Below are 21334 nucleotides of genomic sequence, written 5' to 3'. Positions count from 1 at the left end.
TTACGCATTCAGCGTGGCGATGCGGATGACAGCGCCGACTGCAGCAAAGGATGGCTACTGCCCGGGGAGCGGAGCCTGCCCGCGGTATCGGTCAACTGCATCCGTTCCAGCCACTGCTCGAACTCCGGTGCACGCCCCAGCCCGAGGACGCTGCGCAGATACAGGGCATCATGAAACGATGTGCTCTGGTAATTGAGCATGATGTCGTCCGCGCCCGGCACGCCCATGATGAAGTTGACGCCTGCCGCTCCGAGCAGGGTCAGCAAGGTGTCCATGTCGTCCTGGTCGGCTTCCGCATGATTGGTGTAGCAGATATCGCAGCCCATCGGCACACCGAGCAGCTTGCCGCAGAAATGGTCTTCCAGGCCCGCGCGAATGATTTGCTTGCCGTCGAACAGGTATTCCGGGCCGATGAAACCGACCACGGTATTGGTCAGCAGCGGATCGAGCTCGCGTGCCACCGCATACGCGCGTGCCTCACAGGTTTGCTGGTCGATGCCGTGGTGTGCGTTGGCGGATAGCGCACTGCCCTGCCCGGTTTCCAGATACATGACATTGTCGCCCACAGTCCCTCGCTGTAATCCGCGTGCGGCATCACGTGCTTCCCGCAGCAATGACAAATTGACACCGAATCCGGCATTGGCTTTCTCCGTCCCCGCCACAGACTGAAACACCAGATCAACTGGGGCGCCGCGCTCGATCGCCTTGATCTGGGTGGTGACATGGGTCAGCACACAAGTTTGCATGGGTATGTCGAAGCGGCAGCGCAGTTCATCCATCATGCGCCACAAACCCATCATCGTGTCTAGCGAATCGCTGGCGGGATTGATGCCGACGACCGCATCGCCCGCGCCGTACAACAAGCCATCAAGCATGCTGGCGGCAATGCCGTGCAAGTCATCGGTCGGATGATTGGGTTGCAGGCGCACGGCAAGATGCCCAGGCAGGCCGAGCGTGTTCCGGAAACGTGTCACGACGCGGCATTTTCTTGCCACGAGGACAAGGTCCTGGTTGCGCATCAGCTTGCTGACGGCCGCCGCCATTTCCGGCGTGATGCCGCGAGCGCAGGCGGTCAGGGTGTCGCTATCCGTGGCGTCCAGCAATAGCCAGTCGCGAAAATCGCCTACAGTCAGATGAGCAATCGGTGCGAATGCTTCCGCCTGGTGCGTATCCAGAATCAGCCGGGTGACTTCATCGCATTCATAAGGAATCAGCGCATGGTTCAGAAAGGCGCGCAGGGGCACATCGGCCAGCGCCATCTTTGCGGCCATGCGCTCTTCGTAACTGAGTGCGGCCACCCCGGCGAGATAATCGCCCGAACGGGCCGGACTGGCCTTTGCCATCAGGGTTGCAAGGTCAGGGAAGACATAGGTCTTACTTCCTGCGCTGGTACGGTATCCCATCTGGCATCTCCATGTCGGCTGCAGTGTTGAATTCGGTATTGAGTAAAGCAAACCTGCCGCTACAGTAATCATGCCTGTCAGATGGCATCCTGTCTCGCATACAACCGCCATGGCCGCTTTCCGAAATGCAAGAGCTTCTGACAACCTTGCGCAATTTGCGGTAAAGTGCATGCACCATAATTTAACCACCTGAGCAGCCATCAGCAATGATCCGGCTGCCTTCCTTCACCTTAAAAGGAGACATCTTGCGTAGATCATTCCTCGCGCTCGCCGTCGGCGCCGCGCTCGCACTCAGCCTTCCCGCCGTCGCGCAGCAGAAATACCAGCCTGAATACCGTCTGTCGACAGTTCTCGGCAACGCTTTCCCGTGGGGCAAGGGTGGCGAACGCTGGGCGGAACTTGTGAAGGAAAAGACCCAGGGCCGCATCAACATCAAGATGTACCCGGGCACGTCGCTGGTTGCCGGCGACCAGACACGTGAATTTACTGCAATTCGCCAGGGCGTCATTGACCTGGCGGTTGGCTCGTCGATCAACTGGTCACCGCAGATCAAGGAACTCAACCTGTTTTCGCTCCCCTTCCTGCTGCCTGATTACAAGGCGATGGATGCATTGACACAGGGCGAAGTCGGCGCCGACATTTTCAAGGTCATCGAAAAGAACGGCGTGGTGCCGCTTGCCTGGGGCGAGAACGGTTACCGCGAAATCAGCAATTCCAAGCGCGACATCCGTACACCGGCTGACATGAAAGGCATGAAGTTCCGTGTCGTCGGCTCGCCGCTGTTCAACGATACGTTTACCGCGCTCGGCGCCAACCCGACGCAGATGAGCTGGGCCGATGCGCAACCGGCGCTGGCATCCGGCGCGGTGGACGGCCAGGAAAATCCGATTTCCGTGTTCCTCGGTGCCAAGATCGCCACCGTTGGCCAGAAGCACCTGACCCAATGGGGCTATGTCGCCGACCCGCTGATCTTTGTGGTTAACCGCAAAGTGTGGGAAAGCTGGAGCAAGGAAGACCAGGAGGCAGTGCGTGCCGCCGCGATACAAGCCGGCAAGGAAGAAACCGCAATTGCACGCAAAGGCCTGACGGCAAGCGACAACAGCCTTTACAAGGAAGTCGAGGCACAGGGCGTCAAGGTGACCCGCCTGACGCCGGCCGAAATCGACGAATTCCGCAAGCTGACACGCCCGGTCTACGACAAGTGGTCGAAGACTATTGGCAGCGGACTTGTCAAGAAAGCCGAAACGGCGATTGCCGCGCGCAAGTAGGAAGTCGGTGGTAACTCCTTCCCCTTTGCCGGGGAGGGAACATGACGGCGGGTGTTGGAACGGTGCTCGAATTCATAAATTCATAAGAACGCTTTCTCCGCATTCGCCGCCATGTGTTGTTGAGTTGAAACCCAATCAAAAGTAAGTCAAAAGTCAATCATGACCGCACTATGCGGCCACCCTTTCGTATCATCAGAATAGTCCTATGAGTGAACTCCCTGAAACCGCCGAATCGCAAGGCGAGGCGCCACCGCGTGTGCCAGTCAAGATAGAAGAATTTTGCGCCGCCCTGTCGATGGGGCTCATATGCTGCATCACCTTTGCCAACGTACTGGTGCGCTATTTCACGGATGTATCGTTCGCCTTCACGGAAGAGTTTTCAATCTTCCTGATGGTGGTGCTGACGCTGGCCGGCGCATCCGCTGCGTTTGTCCGTAATCAGCATATCCGCATGACCTTCATTACCGAGCGCCTGCCTTCAGGCATTGCGCGTGGCGTGGAGTTCTTTGTCATGCTGCTGAGCGCCGTCATGTTTGCCGTGATGGCATGGTATGGCAGCTTCCTGTTCTGGGATGACTGGCAGTACGACACCACGTCGCCGGGCATCGGCATTCCACAATGGATCTATACCCTGTGGCTGCCCGTGCTGTCGGCCGTCATCCTGCTGCGCATCATTGGCCGCATCGTTCGCCTCGCGCGCGACACCACCGGGAGCGCTTCATGATTGCAGAAGGCAGCGTCATTCTCTTCCTCGGCTTTGCCTTGCTGCTCGCACTGGGTGCGCCGCTCGCGGTTGCGCTCGGGATCAGCGGCACGGCCGTCATCCTGATTGAAGGCCTTGGCATCATGTCGGTCCCGACCAATGCCTATAACGGCATTGCCAAATATCCGTTGCTCGCCCTGCCTGTATTCGTGCTGGCCGGCATGATATTCGAACGGGCCGGCGTCGCTCTGCGTATTGTCCGCTTTGCTTCTGCAGTGGTCGGCAAACGGCGTGGCGCGCAGGGAATAGTCGCCATCCTTGTGTGCATGTTCCTCGGCGGCATATCGGGTTCGGGCCCCGCCGATGCGGCCGCCGTCGCAATGGTCATGATTCCGGGCATGCTGCGCCAGGGGTATCCGAAAGAGTTTTCAGCCACGCTGATTGCGGCAGCCGGTTCAACTGCCATTCTGATACCGCCCTCGATCGCACTGATCGTCTATAGCGTCCTGGTCCCTGCGGCATCGGTCCCTGCGCTGTTCGCGGGCGGCGTGGTGCCGGGCATGCTTGCCGGTATATCACTGGTGATTCCGACCCTGTATTTTTCCTATAAACATGGATGGGGACTGGATGACGGTGAAGAGACACCGCGTTTCTGGGACAGCTTCAAAGAGGCGATCTGGGGCCTGCTGGCGCCGGCGATCATTCTCGGTGGGCTGCGTGCCGGCATCTTCACACCAACCGAAGCCGCAGTCGTCGCTGCCTTCTATGGATTTTTCGTCGGTGTGTTTGTCTACCGCACGCTCACCATGCGCAAGGTCTACGAAGTGCTGGTGGAGTCGGCGGAAATTTCCGCTGTCGTGCTGCTGATCATTTCGCTGGCCGGGGTCTTCGCCCATGCCGGCGCGACCCTGGGCGCATTCGACGCCTTTGCCGGATTGCTTCTTGGTTTTACCAACAACGAAGCGTTGATGCTGCTCATGATTACGATCATGCTGCTGATCGCAGGCATGCTGCTCGATGCCGTCTCGATCTTCCTGGTGTTCCTGCCGATCCTGTTGCCAATCATGGCGATCTACAAATGGGATCCTGTATGGTTCGGTATCATCATGACCATGAATATGGCGATCGGTCAGTTCACCCCCCCCATGGCGGTCAATTTGATGGTGACAACCAAGATTGCAGGCATCACCATGGAGTCGACCGTGAAATGGGCGTTGTGGATGGTGGCTTCCATGCTGCTCGCCCTGGGACTTGTGACCGTGTTTCCCGATCTGGCGATGGGATTGCCGCGAGCCCTGGGTTACTGAAAATTAAGGCCGGCGTGCCATCATGGCGAGCCGGCCTGACAAACAGTTGATGACGAACGGTTCATTTCGCAAAGACAAACATGCGCCTCACCGACGGACTTCGCACTGTCGCCTTGCTCGAAGCAGCAAAAGGTGCTGTCGTTTTGCTCGTCGGCCTGGGACTTTTTTCACTGATACATCAGGATGTACAAGGCTTTGCCGAAAGGCTGGTCTTCCATACACACCTTAATCCGGCGGCGCATTACCCGCACATCTTTCTCGATCTGTCCCGACAGATCACCGATACACGGCTTTGGCAACTGGCCACAGCGGCAGGAGCGTATTCGCTGGTGCGCTTTACCGAAGCATACGGCTTATGGCATAGACGAAGATGGGGTCAGTGGTTTGCCGCGTTGAGCGGGGCGGTCTATATCCCCATAGAGCTGGTTGAACTGATCAAGAAGCCTGACTGGATCAGCGCCGGCGCACTGTTGCTGAATACGGCAATTGTCGCATTCATGGCATACAGTCTTTATCGCGAAAACCTCCATCGCACCATCAACGGAAGATGACCGATCGCTTGTGCCTGGACGGCTGCCACGCATCACGTGGCAGCCGCCTTTTAAGTTCATCCCAGCGTCAGCGGTACAAATATCTTGGCATCATCACGCTGCACCAGCAGCGCTATATTACGCCCTGCCTTTGCCGCTAGCGCACGCATCTGCTCAACACTGGTGACCCGTGTGCCATTGACCGCCAGCACGATGTCGCCCGGCTGAATACCGGAACGCGCAGCGGGTCCGCTTACCTGCTCGACCAGCAGACCGCCGGCGGCGCCTACAGCACTCTGTTCCTGCTTGTCGAGCGGGCGAACAGCAAGGCCCAGGCGACCGCGCTCCTCCATGGGTGTATCGCGTTGCGCCACAGCGGTATCCTTCATCACACCGATGGTGACGTTGAGCGTCTTCGGCGTGCCATTACGCAGCACATCGATCTTCGCGTCGGTGCCCGGACTCATGGTTGCCACCTGCACCGGCAGGTCGGACGACTGGCCAATGTCCTTGCCATTGAGGCGCACGATGACGTCGCCCGGTTGCAGTCCTGCACGGTCGGCCGGGCTGCCTTTGTCAACCGAACTGACCAGAGCGCCCTGCAGCTTTTGCAAACCAAACGAATCGGCCAGCGCCTGTGTCACTTCCTGGATGCTCACGCCCAAGCGACCGCGCGTCACCTTGCCATGCTTGACCAGCTGATCCTGCACCTTGAACGCGACGTCGATCGGAATCGCAAACGACAAGCCCTGGTAGCCACCGGTACGGCTATAGATTTGCGAGTTGATGCCAATGACATCGCCCTTCACATTGAACAGCGGGCCGCCCGAATTGCCGGGATTGACCGCAACATCGGTCTGAATGAACGGAACGTAGATACCTTCCGGCAGCGCCCGTGATTTGGCGCTGATGATGCCTGCGGTAGCGGTGTTTTCAAAGCCGTAAGGCGCACCGATGGCGAGCACCGGTTCGCCGACCTTTGCGGTCGATGGATCGCCGATCTTGACGACGGGCAGGTTTTTTGCATTGATGCGGATGACCGCGACATCGGTCTGACGATCGGCGCCCAGGACCTTGGCTTTGAACTCCCGCCGGTCGGCCAGCTTCACGGTTACCTCCGATGCGCCATCGACCACGTGGGCATTGGTCAGGATCAGGCCGTCGGCACTGATGATGAATCCTGATCCAAGGCCGCGCACCATCGGCGTGTCGCGCTGGCCGCGTGGAGCCAGGAACGGTGCAAGGCCCGAAAAAGGATCCATGGGATCGATTTCCGCGCCGCTGTTGGCAGCCGGCTGCTGTTCGGCCTTGCCGACGACGCTGATGTTGACCACCGCCGGGGCATAGCGATCGACGATGCCGGAAAAATCGGTTGCGGTCGCTACGCCAGGCACCGTGGTGGTAACCGCTTGCGGGGGTGCAGCTGTGCCAAGAGCAGCGGCGTCGGCTCGGCCCCAACCCGCCTTGTCCATGTAGGCGATACCACTGGTGCCCACGGCAAGCAGGGAGACGGCAATAATGCCGCGGTTCAATACGTTGCGATTCATGTTGCGCTCCTTCAGAAAAGAATTTCTCTGTGAAACGCATCCTAGAGAGCAAAACTTAAATGCGACTTAAAGCGCGTTCAGCTTGTTCTGAACCTGTGCGCCCACGCTGTGCTCCATGTTGCGAAGTCGTGGCAGGCGCAGTCTTGCCAGCAGGCCAGTGCCGGCATTCTCAAGTTCGATCCGGCCACCATGCGCTTCCGCCACGTGACGCACGATTGCCAACCCGAGGCCGCTGCCTTCCGCCTGCGTTCCCGAAACGCGGTAAAAACGGTCAAACACCCTTTCCAGGTGATCGGGTGGAATCCCCGGTCCGTTGTCTTGCACTTCAGCAATCGCCTCCTCCTGCGAAGCACGCACCGTCACCGTAATCCTACCGCCCTGCGGCGTATAACGAATGGCGTTTTCTACCAGGTTGGCAAGCAAGACCCTGAGCGACTCGCCGTCACCGCTGCAGAGGGCGGTGTGCGCCTCTGCCGCATCTCCCGCATCTCTATTGCTCTCGCTTTCCAGGCCAAGGTCAAGATCCTTTGCGGACGCGATGCTGGACAGGTCCGATACGACGTTGCGGGCCACTGCAAGCAGGTCGACAGGTTCACGCACTGTCGGCGATGCACCCGGCTCGTGACGCGCCAGCGTCAACAGCTGCTGAACTAGGCGGGTCGCGCGCTCAAATCCCTGGCGCAGTTCCGCGAAAGCGGCGCTGCGTTCAGCCGGGTCGTCGGCGCGTTCGGCGAGTTGGATCTGCAATTTCAATGCAGTCAGCGGACTGCGCAATTCATGCGCGGCATCAGCCACGAAGGCGCGCTGGGCATCGAGCGCAACATGCAGTCGTGCCAGCAAATCGTTGAGCGCGTGCGTCAACGGCTGGACTTCTTCCGGCAAGCGACGATCGGCAATTGGCGCGAGACTGGCGACATCACGCGACTGCACATCGTTGGCAAGCCGGCGAATCGGCGCAAGTCCGGCCGAGACCGTCAGCCAGACCAGCGCACCCAGAAAAGGAAACAGCAGCAATAGCGGTGCAACCGTCTTGAGCGCCGTGTCTGCCGCAACGCCGCGCCGTGCGCTCATCGGCTGTGCGACCTGTACGACCGTGTTTCCATGCTGCGTTGTATAGACACGCCACGGTCCCTCGCGGGTCGGTACGGTAGCAAACCCAAGACGGGCATCCTGTGGCAGCGCAAGCCGTTCATGCGAATGATAGATACGCAAACCTTCGCTGTCCCAGATCTGGATCACGATATCCTGTGCAGTATCCGGCTGGCCCTGGCGTCCCGGACGTACCGGCGAAAAAGGCTCGCTCGGCAGTGACACGGCGAGCTGCCGCATCTGATAATCGAAGATCTGGTTCGCCTCTTCCTGTGCCCGCAGGTACAGGATCGCCGCCGCAGCAACGATGCCGACCGACAGCCCGATACAGAGCCAGAAAAGCAATGCTTTGCGAATGGATTTCATGGGAGCCTGGGAATCATGTAACCGACGCCGCGCACGTTTTTGATAAAACCGGTGCCCAACTTCTTGCGCAGTGAATGAATGTACACCTCGACCGTATTGCTGCCGACCTCGTCATCCCATCCATAGATTTTTTCTTCGATTTGCGGCACGGACAAGACCGTACCCGGCCGGTCGAGCAACGCTTGCAAGAGAGAAAACTCGCGCGCTGAAAGCGTTAGCGGTTGACCGTTCAGCCTGGCCTCGTGCGACGCGGGAAACAATTCCAGCGCACCGTGCCGGATCACGGCATCCGCACGGCCCGCCTGGCGACGCAGCAGGGCATGTATGCGCGCCACCAGTTCGTCGAGGTCAAACGGTTTGACCAGGTAATCGTCGGCCCCGGCATTCAAACCGGCAACCCGGTCCGGCACAGCGTCGCGCGCGGTCAAAATCAGCACGGGGAGCGTCTTTCGTCTGGCGCGCAAACTGCGCAGTATCTCGATCCCGTCCTTGCCGGGCAGGCCAAGATCGAGCAACAGCAGGTCGTGCACGCCATCATCCAGCGCCGATTCGGCACTACGCCCATCGCGTACCCAGTCGACCGTGAAGCCATCCAGTCGCAAGGCCTTACGCAGGCTGTCGCCGATCATCGGGTCGTCTTCCACCAGCAATAGTCTCATCTCAGGCTCGTCCACAATACCATTGCAGATTGTCTCGTGAAATGATAAACGATGCCGGCATCCGGCTTGTAGAAGATACCGGGGACGGAAAAACCTGGTTTCGCTCCCTGCCCGGTTCAAGCCATGCGCACGTCATTCTTGTTGCCATGCTTGACCATGTACATGGCCGCGTCGGCCTGCTTGAGGAGCGCACCCTCATCCTCGCCGTGATCCGGGTAGACAGAAACCCCGATGCTGGCTGTCACACTATGCGTCACGTCACCGAGGCTGATGGGGGCGCGAATGGCAGCAATCAGTTTGTCGGCAATCATGCGCAGATTTTCGTCGCTGCCGTGCTCCTGGATAATGATCACAAACTCATCGCCCGCGAGGCGCGCCACGAGGTCAGTGTTGCGCACGTTGTCACTCAGGCGCTTCGCCGTCTCTTTCAAGACAACATCACCGGCGTCATGTCCGTGCCCGTCATTAATCGCCTTGAAGTGGTCAAGGTCAATGAACATCAGCGCAAACTTGCGATCATAGCGGCGCGCCTGCAGGATCTGGTAGCCAAGCACTTGGTGAAACATCATGCGATTCGGCAAACCGGTGAGGATATCGTGGCTGGCCAGATGCCGGATCCGCTCATCGGCAAGCTTCCTTTCGGTGATGTCCTTGCCGATGCCGCGATATCCCACTGCGCGGCCCTCGTTGTCCTTGATGGGTAAACCGCTGATGCTGAGATAGCGCGCAGCACCTTCCTTGCCGGGAAGGCGCAGCACCAGTTCTTGGAATGGCTGGCCTTCGGCCAGCAGGCTTTGATGCTCTATCCACTGATCGAGCGATACGTTGTCGAAGGGCAGTTCCCATAATGTCTTGCCCAGGTAATGGTCAGCGACCATGCCGGTCTTGCCGAATACGTCGCCATTGATCTGGACGAAACGGTAACGGTTATCCTGTTCCCAGTACCAGTCCGACGACACGCGCGTGAGATCGCGAAACCGCTCTTCGCTCTCACGCAACGCAGTCTCGATGCCGCGCCGGTCAGTCACATCGCGCAGCATGCCGCGAAAACCCACAGGCTCACCACTGGCGTCACGTATCAGGTGTATCGACCCTTCGCACATGATTTTCTGACCGTTCCGGTGCAGGAGTCGCCAGTCGATACCCTTTTTGGGTATGCCAGTCTTGAACACGTCGTTAAAGTTGGCGAAGACATGCGCGGTGTCCTCCGGCGAATGATAGTGCCGGTAATTGAGGCCAACGACTTCGCTCATGGAATAACCGAACATCCTGCAGAACGCGTCATTGCAGAGCAGCAGTCCACCGCCCAGGTCGACTTCGTAGTAAGCCTCTTCAATGCTTTCAAGGATGGAACGATATTTTTCCTCGCTTGCTCGCACCGCCTCTTCGGCAAGGCGGCGTGCGGTGACGTCGCGGGAGATACCGCGGAAACCGCCCCGTTTTCCCTGGTCATCGGTGACCACTTGAATTGAAGTCTGGACGATGCCGATGTTGCCGTCCTGCCGGTAGATGGTGTGCTCGGTCAGTTCCGCGGACTGGCCGGTACGGTAAATGCGGTTGTACACCCGATAGACATAAGCGGCGGTTGCGGCGTCCATGAAATGACGGTAGTTCAGTTTCAATACCTCTTCACGGGTGCAATGATGCTGCCGGCAAAGCGCTTCGTTAACGGCGGTATAGTTTCCCTTCAGGTCAACCTCGAAATAGCCATCGTTCATGTTTTCCAGGATACTGCGATAGCGCTCTTCGCTTTGGCGCAATGCATCCACGGCTTTTTGGCGTCCGACCTCAAGTTCAAAGTTGTCGAGTGTGAATACGATGTTCCTTGCCATGCGCTCCAGAAGGCCCATGATCTCGTCGTCGAAGGCGCCCTTCTCGCGTGAATACAACAGCAAAACGCCGACCGGCTGCGCATTGCGCAGGAGCGGTATCGCCGCGCCGGCTTGCGCGCCTTCCTTGCCAGCAGCGGACCGCCAGAGACCGACGCGTGGATCGCTGGACAGGTCGTTGATGACGCAAGTGGAACGGGTCGCAAAGGCGGTCCCGACCAGTCCCCTACCCTCGGGCTTTGTGCTGTCGAAGGAGAGTTTCAGGCTGCGCAATGTATCTGCGCCCATGCCGGCCACCGCTGTCACCTTGGCCCATTGCGTTTCGTTATCCGGCAACAGCACCGACGCATTGACGATTTGTCCACTGCGTACGGCGACTTCACATACCTGCTGGTAAAGTTCGTCCGGATTTCTGGCGTGCAGGATCGCTTCATTGGTGCCGCTGATGGCGGCGTACATCTGACCCAGCCTTGCTGTCGCAGCTTCGGCAAGCATGCGACGGGTCATGTTGCGTGCGCTGGTGACAATTAGCCAGCGTCCATCGAGTCGAATCGCGCGGCGCTGCAATTCGAACAACTGCGCGCTGCCATCTCGCTGCATCGCCGTTCTCTCGGTGGTCATGGCGGTGCCAGAAGCAATCAGTTCATCGAATTCACGTTCTATCGTCTCGCGATCAGACACCAACAAGTCGTGCGGACCAATCGCAAGCAATTCCGTACGTGTATAGCCAGTTGTCTGGCAAGCCGTATCGTTGAAGTCGATGATGCGCATGGTTGCGCGGTCGATCAGGAAAATCGGGTCGCCAGAAATATCGACCGCGTCCCGAAAACGCCGCAACCGTCTTATTTCCTGTGTGTGTGCCGTCACATCGCGCAGAAGGCCACGATACCCGGAAAATTCGCCCTGCCCGTCGAACACCGGCTCTCCGCATGCCTCAAAGACGAAATCGTTTTTCTGGCCGGACGACAATGTCCACTGAAGCGCGCGGAACGTCATGCGCTGTTCGACAATGCTTTGCAAATCTTGCGGAAGCGTGGTTGACGGGACCAATGAGAATTGCTCCCATGGCTTGGATACAAGAACAGGACGCAATGTCTCCGCAAGGACAGCGGCGTGGCTCGCCGTTTCCTTCAGCACGGTAAATCGGCAATTCGCATCCGTCTCCCAATGCAGATCGGCTGCGAGCGCAATCAAGCTTTCCATGATGTTGTCTCCGGCCGCGTTTTTGATTGTTGTGAGTGGCCTTGATACTGCATTCGCCTGCTGTCTTCCGGCGGTTTTTGTACACAATACGTCAGATCACCACAAATTGCCATATGGAAACAAGAAATGCAATAGTGCGTGTGTTCTAAAGCGGCGACCCATTGCTGGCTTGGCCGTTTCAGGCTGCATGGAATGGTCGGACACTGGCATCGTGTCACACATGGAAATGTTTAAAGTGAGCTTGCGCCTGCGAAACAGGCGTCCCTGATAAGCCGTAATAAAGTAGGAAACAATAATAAGGTGCGAAACAACTGCTTCTTGCCAGACGCACTAAAATTAATAGAGTACAAAAAAATACCGATTAAGGCTGTGCTCCTAACGTCCCGGTGAATGGTAAACAGCGAGAAAAGCGATCGCTATTCGACGGCAGTCGACTGTCTAGCTCATGACCGGGATGTGGAACCGACAAGCCTTTCTGTCGTCTAGAAACGCGTGACGAGTGCATTTGTCCGCGATGGACCAGGAAGCGGCTCAGGGATTCGAGCTAGCAAAATACCGGTATCGACCGATTCTGTTGAAAAAGTCTGACTGCAATACCAAGAACATAGCAAATTCACTGTACTGATTCGCTGGGCGAATCTCTTGCTGAACAAATGCCGTTTAGCTGCGACTTCAACGACCGAATTTGATCCTCGTAAGAGCGATTGGATATTGCACGGAAGTTTTTCAACAGAATCGACCCAATCCTGCCGGTCGGCGCCTTCGAAAGCGGGCGATCAGCGTTTCGGCTCATTGCAGGGTTGATACTCAGCCGCCGCTTGCGCGTGCTACTTCGGAGATGTGGCAACGGTGATGTATCGTAGCGTCGCGGCCCAAAAAGCAAGCGCTAGCAGGCTGACTCCAGCGCCGAGCAGGCAGACGCCGAGCCAACCAGCAGCAGCATAGACGGCTGTAGTCGCCAGAGCCCCCAGACCGCTGCCGACTGCATAGAACAGCATGTAGACGCCTACAACCCGACTATGTCCATCCAGGTGGGATCGGAAGATCATGCTCTGGTTTGTGACGTGGATTGCCTGCCCCCCGAGATCAAGCAGCACTATGCCAGTGACGAGCGCCCAAAGTGACGTATCCAGCAAGGACAATGGTATCCAGGCGACCAATAGCAGCACAAGTGCAGCAAACGTGGTGGGTTGCTCAAATCCCTGGTCTGCCCAGCGACCAGCACGTGCGGCGGCCAGTGCGCCGGCGGCACCTACTAGACCAAAAGCGCCAATCGCCGTGTGTGAAAAGGAATACGGCGGTACGCTCAGCGGTAACACGATGGCGCTCCAGAAAATGTTAAAAGCGGCGAACATAAGAAGTGCCAGCATGCCGCGGATTAGCAATACGCGATCTTTCCGCAGCAGCAGGAACATTGAGCCGATCAAACGCAGGTAACCCATCCGATGCAGCGGAGTCGCCAGGCGTGGCAGTCCTGACCATAGCAGCGTGGCAAGCATTAGCATCGTCACCGCCGAGCAGAAGTAGACGGTTCGCCAACCTGCGATGTCGCTAATGCCCCCGGCCAGCACGCGGGCAAGTAGCAACCCGAGAAAGACGCCACCTTGGGCTGCGCCTATCACCCGTCCACGCTCATTCTCTGATGCGGCACTAGCAGCATAGGCTATAAGACCCTGGGTCATTGCTGTCCCAAGCGCTCCGATCAGAAGCATGGACGTGAGCAACATGACAGGGGACCGAGCTAGTCCAACGAAGACCAGTACAGCCGCTAGCATAAGTACCTGCATGCGCATTAGCACCCGCCGTTCGAGAAGATCGCCAAGAGGAACGAGTAACACCAGCGCAAGCGCGCATCCCACCTGAGTGGCGGTGACTACTCCCCCGATCGCTGCCTGAGGAATGGAGAAATCTGCAGCCAAGGTATCAAGAAGCGGCTGCGCATAATACACGTTGGCGACACTCAGTCCGCTCGCGCAGGCAAACAGCAGCACGGCACTGCGGGGCATCGTCGACGGCATAGGCATTTCGGCGGGGGAAGTCGTATTTCCGGCTTGCATGAATAACACTCCATGACTGGTTGCAAAACAAAACCAGTTGAAGCGTAATCGGTTTGGTTTTAAAATGCAACCACTTTCGATTTCTGGTACCGGAAAATGAACAGCCGCAAGAATCTGAATGAGCAGCCCTGCCCGGTCGCCCGCTCACTTGATGTCATCGGTGACCGCTGGAGTTTGCTTGTGGTGCGTGACGCCTTCGATGGCGTGCGCAGGTTCAGTGATTTCCAGCGAAGCCTTGGGGTTGCGCGCAACATCCTGTCTGACCGACTCCGTCGGCTGGTAGAGGCAGAAATCCTGGCAATCCAGCCTGCGTCGAATGGCAGCGCCTATCAGGAATATGTCCTTACACCGCAAGGCGAGGCCTTGTTCCCGGTTGTCGTAGCGCTTCGTCAATGGGGCGAACGGCATTTATTTGCAGAGGATGAGCTCCACTCTGAGCTGGTCGAAAAGAGAACGGGTAAGCCCTTGCATTTCATGACTCCCCAAGCGATTGATGGCTATGATGTGTCACCCAAAGACACCGAGGTACGAAAGTTATCGTAGATGCCGGGCTCTTACCTTCCGCCGGCCCATTCTAATGCGCATCCAAAATCAGTGTGGCGAGCGAAGGCCAATGTCGGCTTTGGAGCGCTATGCCACTCTTTCGAGAGACTGCTTTTCGCCCTGAGTCACTCGTCAAGGGATTTTTGAGCTTATCCAGCGGGAACGACTAGTGGTGAGCCATGGCGTCTTAATGCGTCCAGATAGGTTGCTTCGTTATAGGGTTGCCGGGTCTTCCACATCTTATAGAGGATCCGGATCCATTTGAACGCGAGGGCGCGTATCGCTACGCCGTGAGAAGCACCCTTACTTCGCTGTTGTCGATAGAAGACTCCAGCCCATGCTGACCGGGTTACCGTCGATCCGGCCCACTCGACAAATGTTTGCCTCAAGAATGTCGAGCAGGCAAAGCGCCAATGGATCCAGCATCGGTTACCGCTGCGTTCGATCACCGGCGCAATACCCGCGTAGCACTGCACCTGAGCAGCGTCGATGAAGCGGTCCCGGTCTTCACCAAAGGCCACCAGCAGGCGTGGCGCCTGGATGTGGCCGGCACCAGGAAGCGACGCAAATAGCTCATAGTCGGGAACCTCTTTTGAGATGCCTGCAATTTCCTCATCAAAGTCGTCGATGGCCTCGATCAGCACACGAAGCTGTGCGACCAGAGTTTGCATTGTTAACTGTGCTGGACGGATGATGGCCGGATCCTCTGTGAGCGGTGTCGATGACCGGATGCTTTCAATCCGTTCTGCTACCAGCCCCTTTCGAGCGCAACGATGTGCATGGAAGAACGCTTGCAAGGTCGTGGCCCGCGCACGCCTGGCATGCATGACTGTAGGCCAGCGCGTAAGGAAGTCACAGAAGATGATGGTATTGCGGTGCTCGAACCAGTCCAGCACCTGCGGATAGTACAGTTTAAGGACGCTGCCAAGACGATTGGTAATACGGACTATGGCATCGCCGACTTGGCGGCGTTCTTCCACTAGAGTAGTCAGCATCCGCATAGAGGATGACTGAGGCCTCAAAGCTTGCAACCGTTCCGGATGACGCAGCAAAAGATCGAGCGCAATACGCGCGTCTGACGGATCATCCTTGGCACCACTGGGCGAGAACGCTTTGCGGTAACCGGCCAAGGTGGCTGCATGAACTGGAAATAGTGCAAAAAATTCGTATCGCAACAGAGCATTGACGAGCGGTCCCTTGGTTGTCTCCAAGCAGACGGCAATCGGGCCACCAAATCGCTTATGCAGGGTAGTCGCCCAGCGCTCGATCGCCTCTGGGGTATGTTCAAGCACACCCGATTCCTGAGTGTCGCCGCCGGCGACCTGAAGGCAGAAGTCATGTTTGCGGTCAGCCCAATCAATACCAATATAAGCGGTGTATCGGGCAGTTGTAGCTAGGGTCATGGTCGACTCCATCAGCGCGATGAAATGACGGGCATGCAGGCTGGGGTTCTGCGAAGCAAATATAGGAAGCTGAGATCAGCGTGCCCTGAGTGTTCGTTGTTGAACCCGAGCGCACCGGCAGACCCGAAGCAAAAGCAGAAAGCATCGGATGCTCTGGCCGATTATTCGTAGTCTGCCGGCGCATGTCCTACCTCCACTGGCAACAACCTACCAGCTGCGACCAGTATCAAGGAAGGCAGAACGGAATGCCATCTTGCTTATAGGGAAGCATCATAAGATGCCATTCCGTGCTGGTTTGCCCGGCAAACCAGCACGGGCTAACACGATGAATACTGCTTCGATTGACTATAATTGGCCGACTGCAGAAGCCTAAGTGATTTTCTTTACTGACCGGTAAACGCTCACAAGCCGACATACCGACGAAGCCATGCGCACTTCATTGACTCTCTAATGGCGGCTCCTTTACTTATCTTGAATTTGCATGTCTTTCTTTTGTAAGTGCAGATAGTTGGGTCATTTTGTTTCGTACACTATTATTTAGACCAGTCGCTTTGCTGCGAAAAATGAATATCGTTTCAAGACTTTGCCGAGAGAGATTTTGCACGATGGACCCGCATCGGCATGCCGCAGGGTTTGAATGATGTCGGTTTGCCGGCGCAACGGCCAGATGTGATCACCGATCATTCCATAATTAAACGGATCGATCACGGGACGTTCAATGCAGGCTCCGCCAGTGCGGGGCATCCATAGTAAGCGCATCCGTCACCACGCACGAACGTTACGCTACTGGATTAACAACCTGCCACGTCCATCCGCACCATGGTTCAGACTGCGATCTTCTGCTTTCGACCGCAGGAATTGCACGTCAGGACACGTCGGTTACACGTTTCAGGATTTGGCCACCACCGTAGCTTCCCTGGACCGGCGCTTCACCGCCGGGTCGAACACGAATCGCGCAATACTTAAATTCCGGGATCTTGCCGTACGGGTCCAGCACCGGGTTGGTCAGCTTGTTGATCGCTGCTTCGTAATAGCAAAACGGCACAAAAATCGCCCCCTGGGGTGTACCTTCGTCCGCGCGTGCATATAGGGTGACCTCACCTCGGCGGGATTGTAGTGTGAGCAGTTCGCCGGGCTGCACACCGAATTGGATCAAATCCATTGGATGGACCAGCGCCACCGGGTCCGGTTCAATGGCATCCAGCACGATGGCACGCCGCGTCATGCTGCCGGTATGCCAATGTTCCAACTGCCGTCCGGTGATCAGCACAAAGGGGTAATCGCTGTCCGGCCGTTCTGCCGCCGGGATGACGTCTGCCGGGACAAAGCGCGCCTTTCCAGTCGTGGTCGGGAAACGATCGGTGAACACGATCGGCATGCCGGCATCGCCTTCAGTCGTACAGGGATAGGTAACCGCGCCGTCCCGCTTCAACCGCTCCCATGTAATGCCTGCAATGCTTGGCATGCAGCGGCGCATCTCGTCGAATACCTCGGAGACATCCGAATAGTTCCACGCAAGGCCGATGCGCCTGGCTATTTCCTGGATGATCCACAAGTCCTGTTTAGCCTCGCCTGGCGGATCAATTGCTTGCTGGCCGAGTTGCACGATGCGGTCAGTATTCGTGAAGGTGCCGGTTTTTTCAGCAAATGCCGATGCCGGTAGCACCACGTCGGCCAGGTAGGCCGTTTCAGTCAGAAAGATATCCTGGACCACCAAAAAATCCAGTGCGGCTAATGCTTCGCGCGCATGATTGGCATCGGGGTCGGACATCGCCGGGTTCTCGCCCATGATGTACATGCCGCGCACCTTGCCTTCCAATGCCGCATCCATGACTTCGACAACGGTTAATCCCGGCTGCGGGTCAAGGCTGGTTTGCCATAGCGTCTCGAAGTGCTCGCGTACCAATGGATTGTCGACCCGTTGGTAGTCCGGGTACATCATCGGGATCAACCCGGCATCAGATGCACCCTGCACGTTATTCTGTCCGCGCAATGGATGCAAACCTGTGCCTGGACGACCGATCTGTCCGGTCATCAGTGCCAGCGCAATCAGGCAGCGCACGTTGTCGGTACCATGGACATGCTGCGATACGCCCATGCCCCACAGGATCATTGATGCCTTTGACGTTGCATACAGCCGTGCCACATAGCGGATGGTGTCTGCATCGATACCGCACACGGCCGCCATACGTTCCGGACTATAGTCTTTGACGTTCTGTTTCAGTTCCTCATAATCGGTAGTGCGTTCGGCGATGAACTGATCATCAACGAGGCCCTCTTCCACGATCACGTGCATCATCGCGTTGAGCAAGGCGACGTCAGTATCGGCATGGAACTGTAGCGTGCGATGCGCATGGCGGCTCAAGTCTGTCCGCCGCGGGTCGGCGATCACCAGCTTGGTACCGTTCTTGACCGCGTTCTTGATCCAGGTAGCCGCTACCGGATGGTTAACGGTCGGGTTGGCACCGATGATCAGGACCACTTCCGCTTCGGTAACATCCATGACCGGATTCGACACCGCTCCGGAACCAATGCCTTCCAGTAATGCGGCGACAGATGACGCGTGGCACAGACGGGTGCAGTGATCGACGTTGTTGCTACCAAAACCGGTACGCACCAGCTTTTGAAACAGATACGCTTCTTCGTTGCTGCCCTTGGCCGAACCGAAGCCGACCAGTGCGCGCTTACCGTGCAGTTCCTTTACCCCGCTTAACTGCTGGCCAACCAGAGACAAGGCTTCGTCCCAGCTTGCTTCACGATAGACGTCAAGGATTCGCTCCGGGTCCATCGGTGCATGGGGATCCTTGCGCACGCCTGGCCGGCGAATCAATGGCTTGGTGAGCCGCTGCGGATGATGCGCGTAGTCAAAGCCATAACGACCCTTCACGCACAGGCGTCCCTTGTTTGCCGGGCCATCGCGACCCTCGACGTACAGGATCTTGTTGTCCTTGACGTTGTAGGTCAGCTGGCAGCCGACACCACAGTATGGACAAACGGAATCGACTTTCTTGTCAGGCACAGGCAATGCTGCGTCACGCGCCGGCATCAAGGCGCCCGTCGGGCAGGCTTGCACGCATTCGCCGCACGCCACGCAGGTCGATGCGCCCATCGGATCGTCCATGTCAAAGACAATCTTTGCGCCGTTACCGCGCAGTGCCAGACCGATCACGTCGTTGACCTGCTCGTCCCGGCAGGCACGCAAGCAGCGCGTGCACTGGATGCAGGCATCCAGGTTAACACTGATTGCAGGATGGCTATCGTCATGCTCGACACGCTTTCTAGCCGCGAAGCGTGGCTTGCCGATTGCAAGGCGTTCGGCCCATTCCTGCATCTCGTTGTCACGGCCGCGCAGGTGTTCACCGACATCCGCCATCAGCAATTCGACCACCACTTTCTGCGCACGGGTCGCTCGCGCACTGTCCGTTGTCACCTTCATGCCGTTGGCAGGGTGTCGGCAACAGGACGGCGCCAGCACGCGCTCTCCCGCGACCTCGACGACGCAGGCGCGGCAGTTGCCGGCGGGCTCCAGTCCGTCGGTATGGCACAGGTGGGGAATCGCTATGCCCTCGCGCTGTGCAACGTCGAGCAGCGTCTCGCTTGCAATGGCGGCCACAGTTCTGCCATTCAGCTCAAACTGTACGGTAGCTGCCGGCGCGTCCTTAGTTTCCTGGCGAAGAATGGCAGTCACGGCTGTACTCCTTTGTGGTCCAGTTCATGAGAGAAGTACTTGATGACACAATCCACTGGATTGGGAGCCGCCTGTCCCAGTCCGCAGATGGATGCTTCGCGCATGACCATGGAAAGATCGGCAAGCAAGGCTTCGTTCCAGTCCGATCCCGATATCAACTGCAGTGTCTTGACCGTGCCGGCCCGACACGGTGTGCACTGACCGCACGATTCCTCCGCAAAGAAATGCATCATGTTGCGTGCCGCATCCATTGCGCTGTCCGTGTCTGACAAGACAATGATCGCGGCTGACCCGATGAAGCAGCCATAGGCTTGCAAGGTGTCGAAATCCAATGGAATATCGTTCAGACTGGCGGGGAGGATACCGCCCGAGGCACCGCCCGGCAAGTAAGCATAAAGCCGGTGGCCGTCCTGCATGCCGCCGCAGTATTCGTCGATCAGTTCCTGGATCGTGATGCCCGCCGGCGCCACATGCACGCCAGGCTTTTTCACTCGGCCAGACACGGAGAAAGAGCGCAATCCCTTGCGGCCGTGCCTGCCCTGTGCGGCAAACCAGGCTGCGCCTTGCTGCAGTAGCGTGGGTACCCAATACAGGGTTTCGAAATTGTGTTCCAGTGTCGGCCGGCCGAATAAGCCGACTTGGGCGACATACGGGGGACGCAAGCGCGGCATGCCACGCTTACCTTCAATGGATTCGATCATCGCCGATTCTTCGCCGCAGATGTAAGCGCCAGCGCCACGCCGCAAATGAACCGTCGGCATCACATGGACCGGCGGATTATTTTCCAGCCTCGCCAGTTCCCGCTGCAGCAACGCCCGGCAGCCGTGATATTCATCACGCAGGTAAATGTAAATGTCATCGATGCCGACCGCCCATGCCGCAATCATCATACCTTCAAGAAACTGATGTGGTTGACGCTCCAGGTAGGTACGATCCTTGAAGGTGCCAGGTTCGCCCTCGTCGATGTTGACTGCCATCAGGCGCGGACCAGCCTCCGCCCTTACGATGCGCCATTTCCGTCCTGCCGGAAACCCTGCGCCGCCAAGACCGCGCAGGCCCGAATCTTCCAATACCCGGATCACCTCTTCGACATCACGTTCGCCATTCACGCAAGCTTGCAGCAATGCATAGCCTCCGTTGCGCCGGTATGCGTCATAGTCTTCGTACAAAGGTAGCGGCTCCTCCACATTGCCGGACGCAATGGCGTCACTCACCTGATCCAGACTTGCGGCGGGAATGGCATGCTGGCCCACGACCGCTACCGGCGCCTGTTCGCAGCGCCCCACGCACGGCGCCGACACGACCCGGACATTGGTATCCAGAACTGCCGATAACTGACCAAAGAGCTCGTCCGCACCTGCCATCTGGCAGGAAAGACTTTGACATACCCGGACCGTCAGTTCGGCGGGCTTGGTCTCGCCCTGGTCACCGGCATCGCGCACCACATCGAAATGATGATAGAACGTAGCCACCTCATACACTTCGGCCTGGGACATGCGCATTTCGTGCGCCAATGCAGCAAGGTGGCGTGAAGATAGCTGGCGATAGCGGTCTTGAATCAGGTGCAGGTGTTCGATCAACAAGTCACGACGACGAGGCAATTCGCCGAGCAGTGCCTGAACTTCCGCCAGGGCGGCCGGGTCAACGCGCCTGCCTTTGGGCGCCTGCCGCTTGCGTTCACGTGGTTCTTGTGCGGCACGGATAGGAATGACTTTTTGGTCCATGGAGACTTTTTCGAT

The 21334-nt window shown here is 57.8% G+C and carries 14 protein-coding genes; 5 read left to right on the top strand and 9 right to left on the bottom strand.

The window, feature by feature from the left end; all coding sequences use genetic code 11:
- Positions 1-8: 8 nt before the first annotated feature.
- Positions 9-1403 carry an ethanolamine ammonia-lyase subunit EutB gene (locus ASE07_RS27480; RefSeq protein WP_057293998.1) on the bottom strand — a complete coding sequence of 465 codons (1395 nt, stop codon included), beginning with the start codon at positions 1401-1403 and terminating at the stop codon, positions 9-11.
- A gap of 206 nt (positions 1404-1609) precedes the next feature.
- Here ASE07_RS27480 and ASE07_RS27475 point away from each other — a divergent pair, with 206 nt between their 5' ends.
- The 4 genes from ASE07_RS27475 (at position 1610) to ASE07_RS27460 (ending at position 5232) form a co-directional block, all read left to right on the top strand.
- Positions 1610-2671, top strand: a complete 1062-nt coding sequence (locus ASE07_RS27475; RefSeq protein WP_442946142.1) for a DctP family TRAP transporter solute-binding subunit — start codon at positions 1610-1612, stop codon at positions 2669-2671.
- A gap of 205 nt (positions 2672-2876) precedes the next feature.
- Positions 2877-3395, top strand: coding sequence for a TRAP transporter small permease (locus tag ASE07_RS27470; RefSeq protein WP_057293997.1), 519 nt, complete (start codon positions 2877-2879; stop codon positions 3393-3395).
- Positions 3392-4681 (top strand): TRAP transporter large permease, encoded by a 1290-nt coding sequence (locus ASE07_RS27465; RefSeq protein WP_057293996.1) that lies wholly within the window; start codon positions 3392-3394, stop codon positions 4679-4681. The genes ASE07_RS27470 and ASE07_RS27465 overlap by 4 nt, the downstream gene beginning before the upstream one ends.
- An 80-nt stretch (positions 4682-4761) precedes the next feature.
- Positions 4762-5232, top strand: a complete 471-nt coding sequence (locus tag ASE07_RS27460) for a DUF2127 domain-containing protein (RefSeq protein ID WP_057293995.1) — start codon at positions 4762-4764, stop codon at positions 5230-5232.
- 56 nt (positions 5233-5288) lie between these two features.
- Here ASE07_RS27460 and ASE07_RS27455 read toward each other — a convergent pair whose 3' ends face one another.
- From ASE07_RS27455 to ASE07_RS27435, 5 genes are all read right to left on the bottom strand, one after another.
- Entirely contained in the window at positions 5289-6758 is a 1470-nt protein-coding gene (locus tag ASE07_RS27455; protein ID WP_057293994.1) for a DegQ family serine endoprotease, read from the bottom strand.
- Between the two features lie 66 nt (positions 6759-6824).
- The gene (locus ASE07_RS27450) at positions 6825-8213 is read right to left on the bottom strand and encodes an ATP-binding protein (protein ID WP_057293993.1); all 1389 of its coding nucleotides are present in this window, start codon (positions 8211-8213) and stop codon (positions 6825-6827) included.
- Complete coding sequence (locus ASE07_RS27445; RefSeq protein WP_057293992.1) at positions 8210-8872, bottom strand: response regulator transcription factor; 663 nt, start codon at positions 8870-8872, stop codon at positions 8210-8212. The genes ASE07_RS27450 and ASE07_RS27445 overlap by 4 nt, the downstream gene beginning before the upstream one ends.
- A gap of 116 nt (positions 8873-8988) precedes the next feature.
- The gene (locus ASE07_RS27440; protein ID WP_057293991.1) at positions 8989-11904 is read right to left on the bottom strand and encodes a sensor domain-containing diguanylate cyclase; all 2916 of its coding nucleotides are present in this window, start codon (positions 11902-11904) and stop codon (positions 8989-8991) included.
- A gap of 827 nt (positions 11905-12731) precedes the next feature.
- Positions 12732-13961, bottom strand: coding sequence for an MFS transporter (locus ASE07_RS27435; RefSeq protein ID WP_057293990.1), 1230 nt, complete (start codon positions 13959-13961; stop codon positions 12732-12734).
- Between the two features lie 96 nt (positions 13962-14057).
- Between ASE07_RS27435 and ASE07_RS27430 the strand changes: the two genes are divergently transcribed.
- Positions 14058-14504: a winged helix-turn-helix transcriptional regulator gene (locus tag ASE07_RS27430; protein ID WP_057293989.1), complete on the top strand. Its 447-nt coding sequence runs from the start codon at positions 14058-14060 to the stop codon at positions 14502-14504.
- A gap of 149 nt (positions 14505-14653) precedes the next feature.
- On the opposite strand, the gene ASE07_RS27425 is transcribed toward ASE07_RS27430, so the two are convergent.
- The 3 genes from ASE07_RS27425 to ASE07_RS27410 all read right to left on the bottom strand — a co-directional run bounded on the left by ASE07_RS27425 (position 14654) and on the right by ASE07_RS27410 (position 21319).
- Positions 14654-15907 carry an IS110 family transposase gene (locus tag ASE07_RS27425; protein WP_057293988.1) on the bottom strand — a complete coding sequence of 418 codons (1254 nt, stop codon included), beginning with the start codon at positions 15905-15907 and terminating at the stop codon, positions 14654-14656.
- Positions 15908-16772: 865 nt separating this feature from the next.
- Positions 16773-19595: a formate dehydrogenase subunit alpha gene (gene fdhF / locus ASE07_RS27415; RefSeq protein ID WP_057293986.1), complete on the bottom strand. Its 2823-nt coding sequence runs from the start codon at positions 19593-19595 to the stop codon at positions 16773-16775.
- Positions 19592-21319 carry an NAD(P)H-dependent oxidoreductase subunit E gene (locus ASE07_RS27410; RefSeq protein ID WP_057293985.1) on the bottom strand — a complete coding sequence of 576 codons (1728 nt, stop codon included), beginning with the start codon at positions 21317-21319 and terminating at the stop codon, positions 19592-19594. Before ASE07_RS27410 ends, fdhF begins: the two co-directional genes overlap by 4 nt.
- Positions 21320-21334: the final 15 nt, after the last annotated feature.

The organism is Noviherbaspirillum sp. Root189, from assembly GCF_001428545.1.
GTDB lineage: Bacteria > Pseudomonadota > Gammaproteobacteria > Burkholderiales > Burkholderiaceae_D > Noviherbaspirillum.
This window is presented reverse-complemented; position numbering and strand designations above follow the sequence as displayed.

Coding starts and splice junctions, on each gene's coding strand:
- ASE07_RS27480 (WP_057293998.1), bottom strand. CDS start 1,403: ATGGGATACCGTACCAGCGCAGGAAGTAAGACCTATGTCTTCCCTGAC.
- ASE07_RS27450 (WP_057293993.1), bottom strand. CDS start 8,213: ATGAAATCCATTCGCAAAGCATTGCTTTTCTGGCTCTGTATCGGGCTG.
- ASE07_RS27455 (WP_057293994.1), bottom strand. CDS start 6,758: ATGAATCGCAACGTATTGAACCGCGGCATTATTGCCGTCTCCCTGCTT.
- ASE07_RS27460 (WP_057293995.1), top strand. CDS start 4,762: ATGCGCCTCACCGACGGACTTCGCACTGTCGCCTTGCTCGAAGCAGCA.
- ASE07_RS27470 (WP_057293997.1), top strand. CDS start 2,877: ATGAGTGAACTCCCTGAAACCGCCGAATCGCAAGGCGAGGCGCCACCG.
- ASE07_RS27410 (WP_057293985.1), bottom strand. CDS start 21,319: ATGGACCAAAAAGTCATTCCTATCCGTGCCGCACAAGAACCACGTGAA.
- ASE07_RS27445 (WP_057293992.1), bottom strand. CDS start 8,872: ATGAGACTATTGCTGGTGGAAGACGACCCGATGATCGGCGACAGCCTG.
- ASE07_RS27435 (WP_057293990.1), bottom strand. CDS start 13,961: ATGCAAGCCGGAAATACGACTTCCCCCGCCGAAATGCCTATGCCGTCG.
- ASE07_RS27425 (WP_057293988.1), bottom strand. CDS start 15,907: ATGACCCTAGCTACAACTGCCCGATACACCGCTTATATTGGTATTGAT.
- ASE07_RS27475 (WP_442946142.1), top strand. CDS start 1,610: ATGATCCGGCTGCCTTCCTTCACCTTAAAAGGAGACATCTTGCGTAGA.
- ASE07_RS27465 (WP_057293996.1), top strand. CDS start 3,392: ATGATTGCAGAAGGCAGCGTCATTCTCTTCCTCGGCTTTGCCTTGCTG.
- ASE07_RS27440 (WP_057293991.1), bottom strand. CDS start 11,904: ATGGAAAGCTTGATTGCGCTCGCAGCCGATCTGCATTGGGAGACGGAT.
- ASE07_RS27430 (WP_057293989.1), top strand. CDS start 14,058: ATGAACAGCCGCAAGAATCTGAATGAGCAGCCCTGCCCGGTCGCCCGC.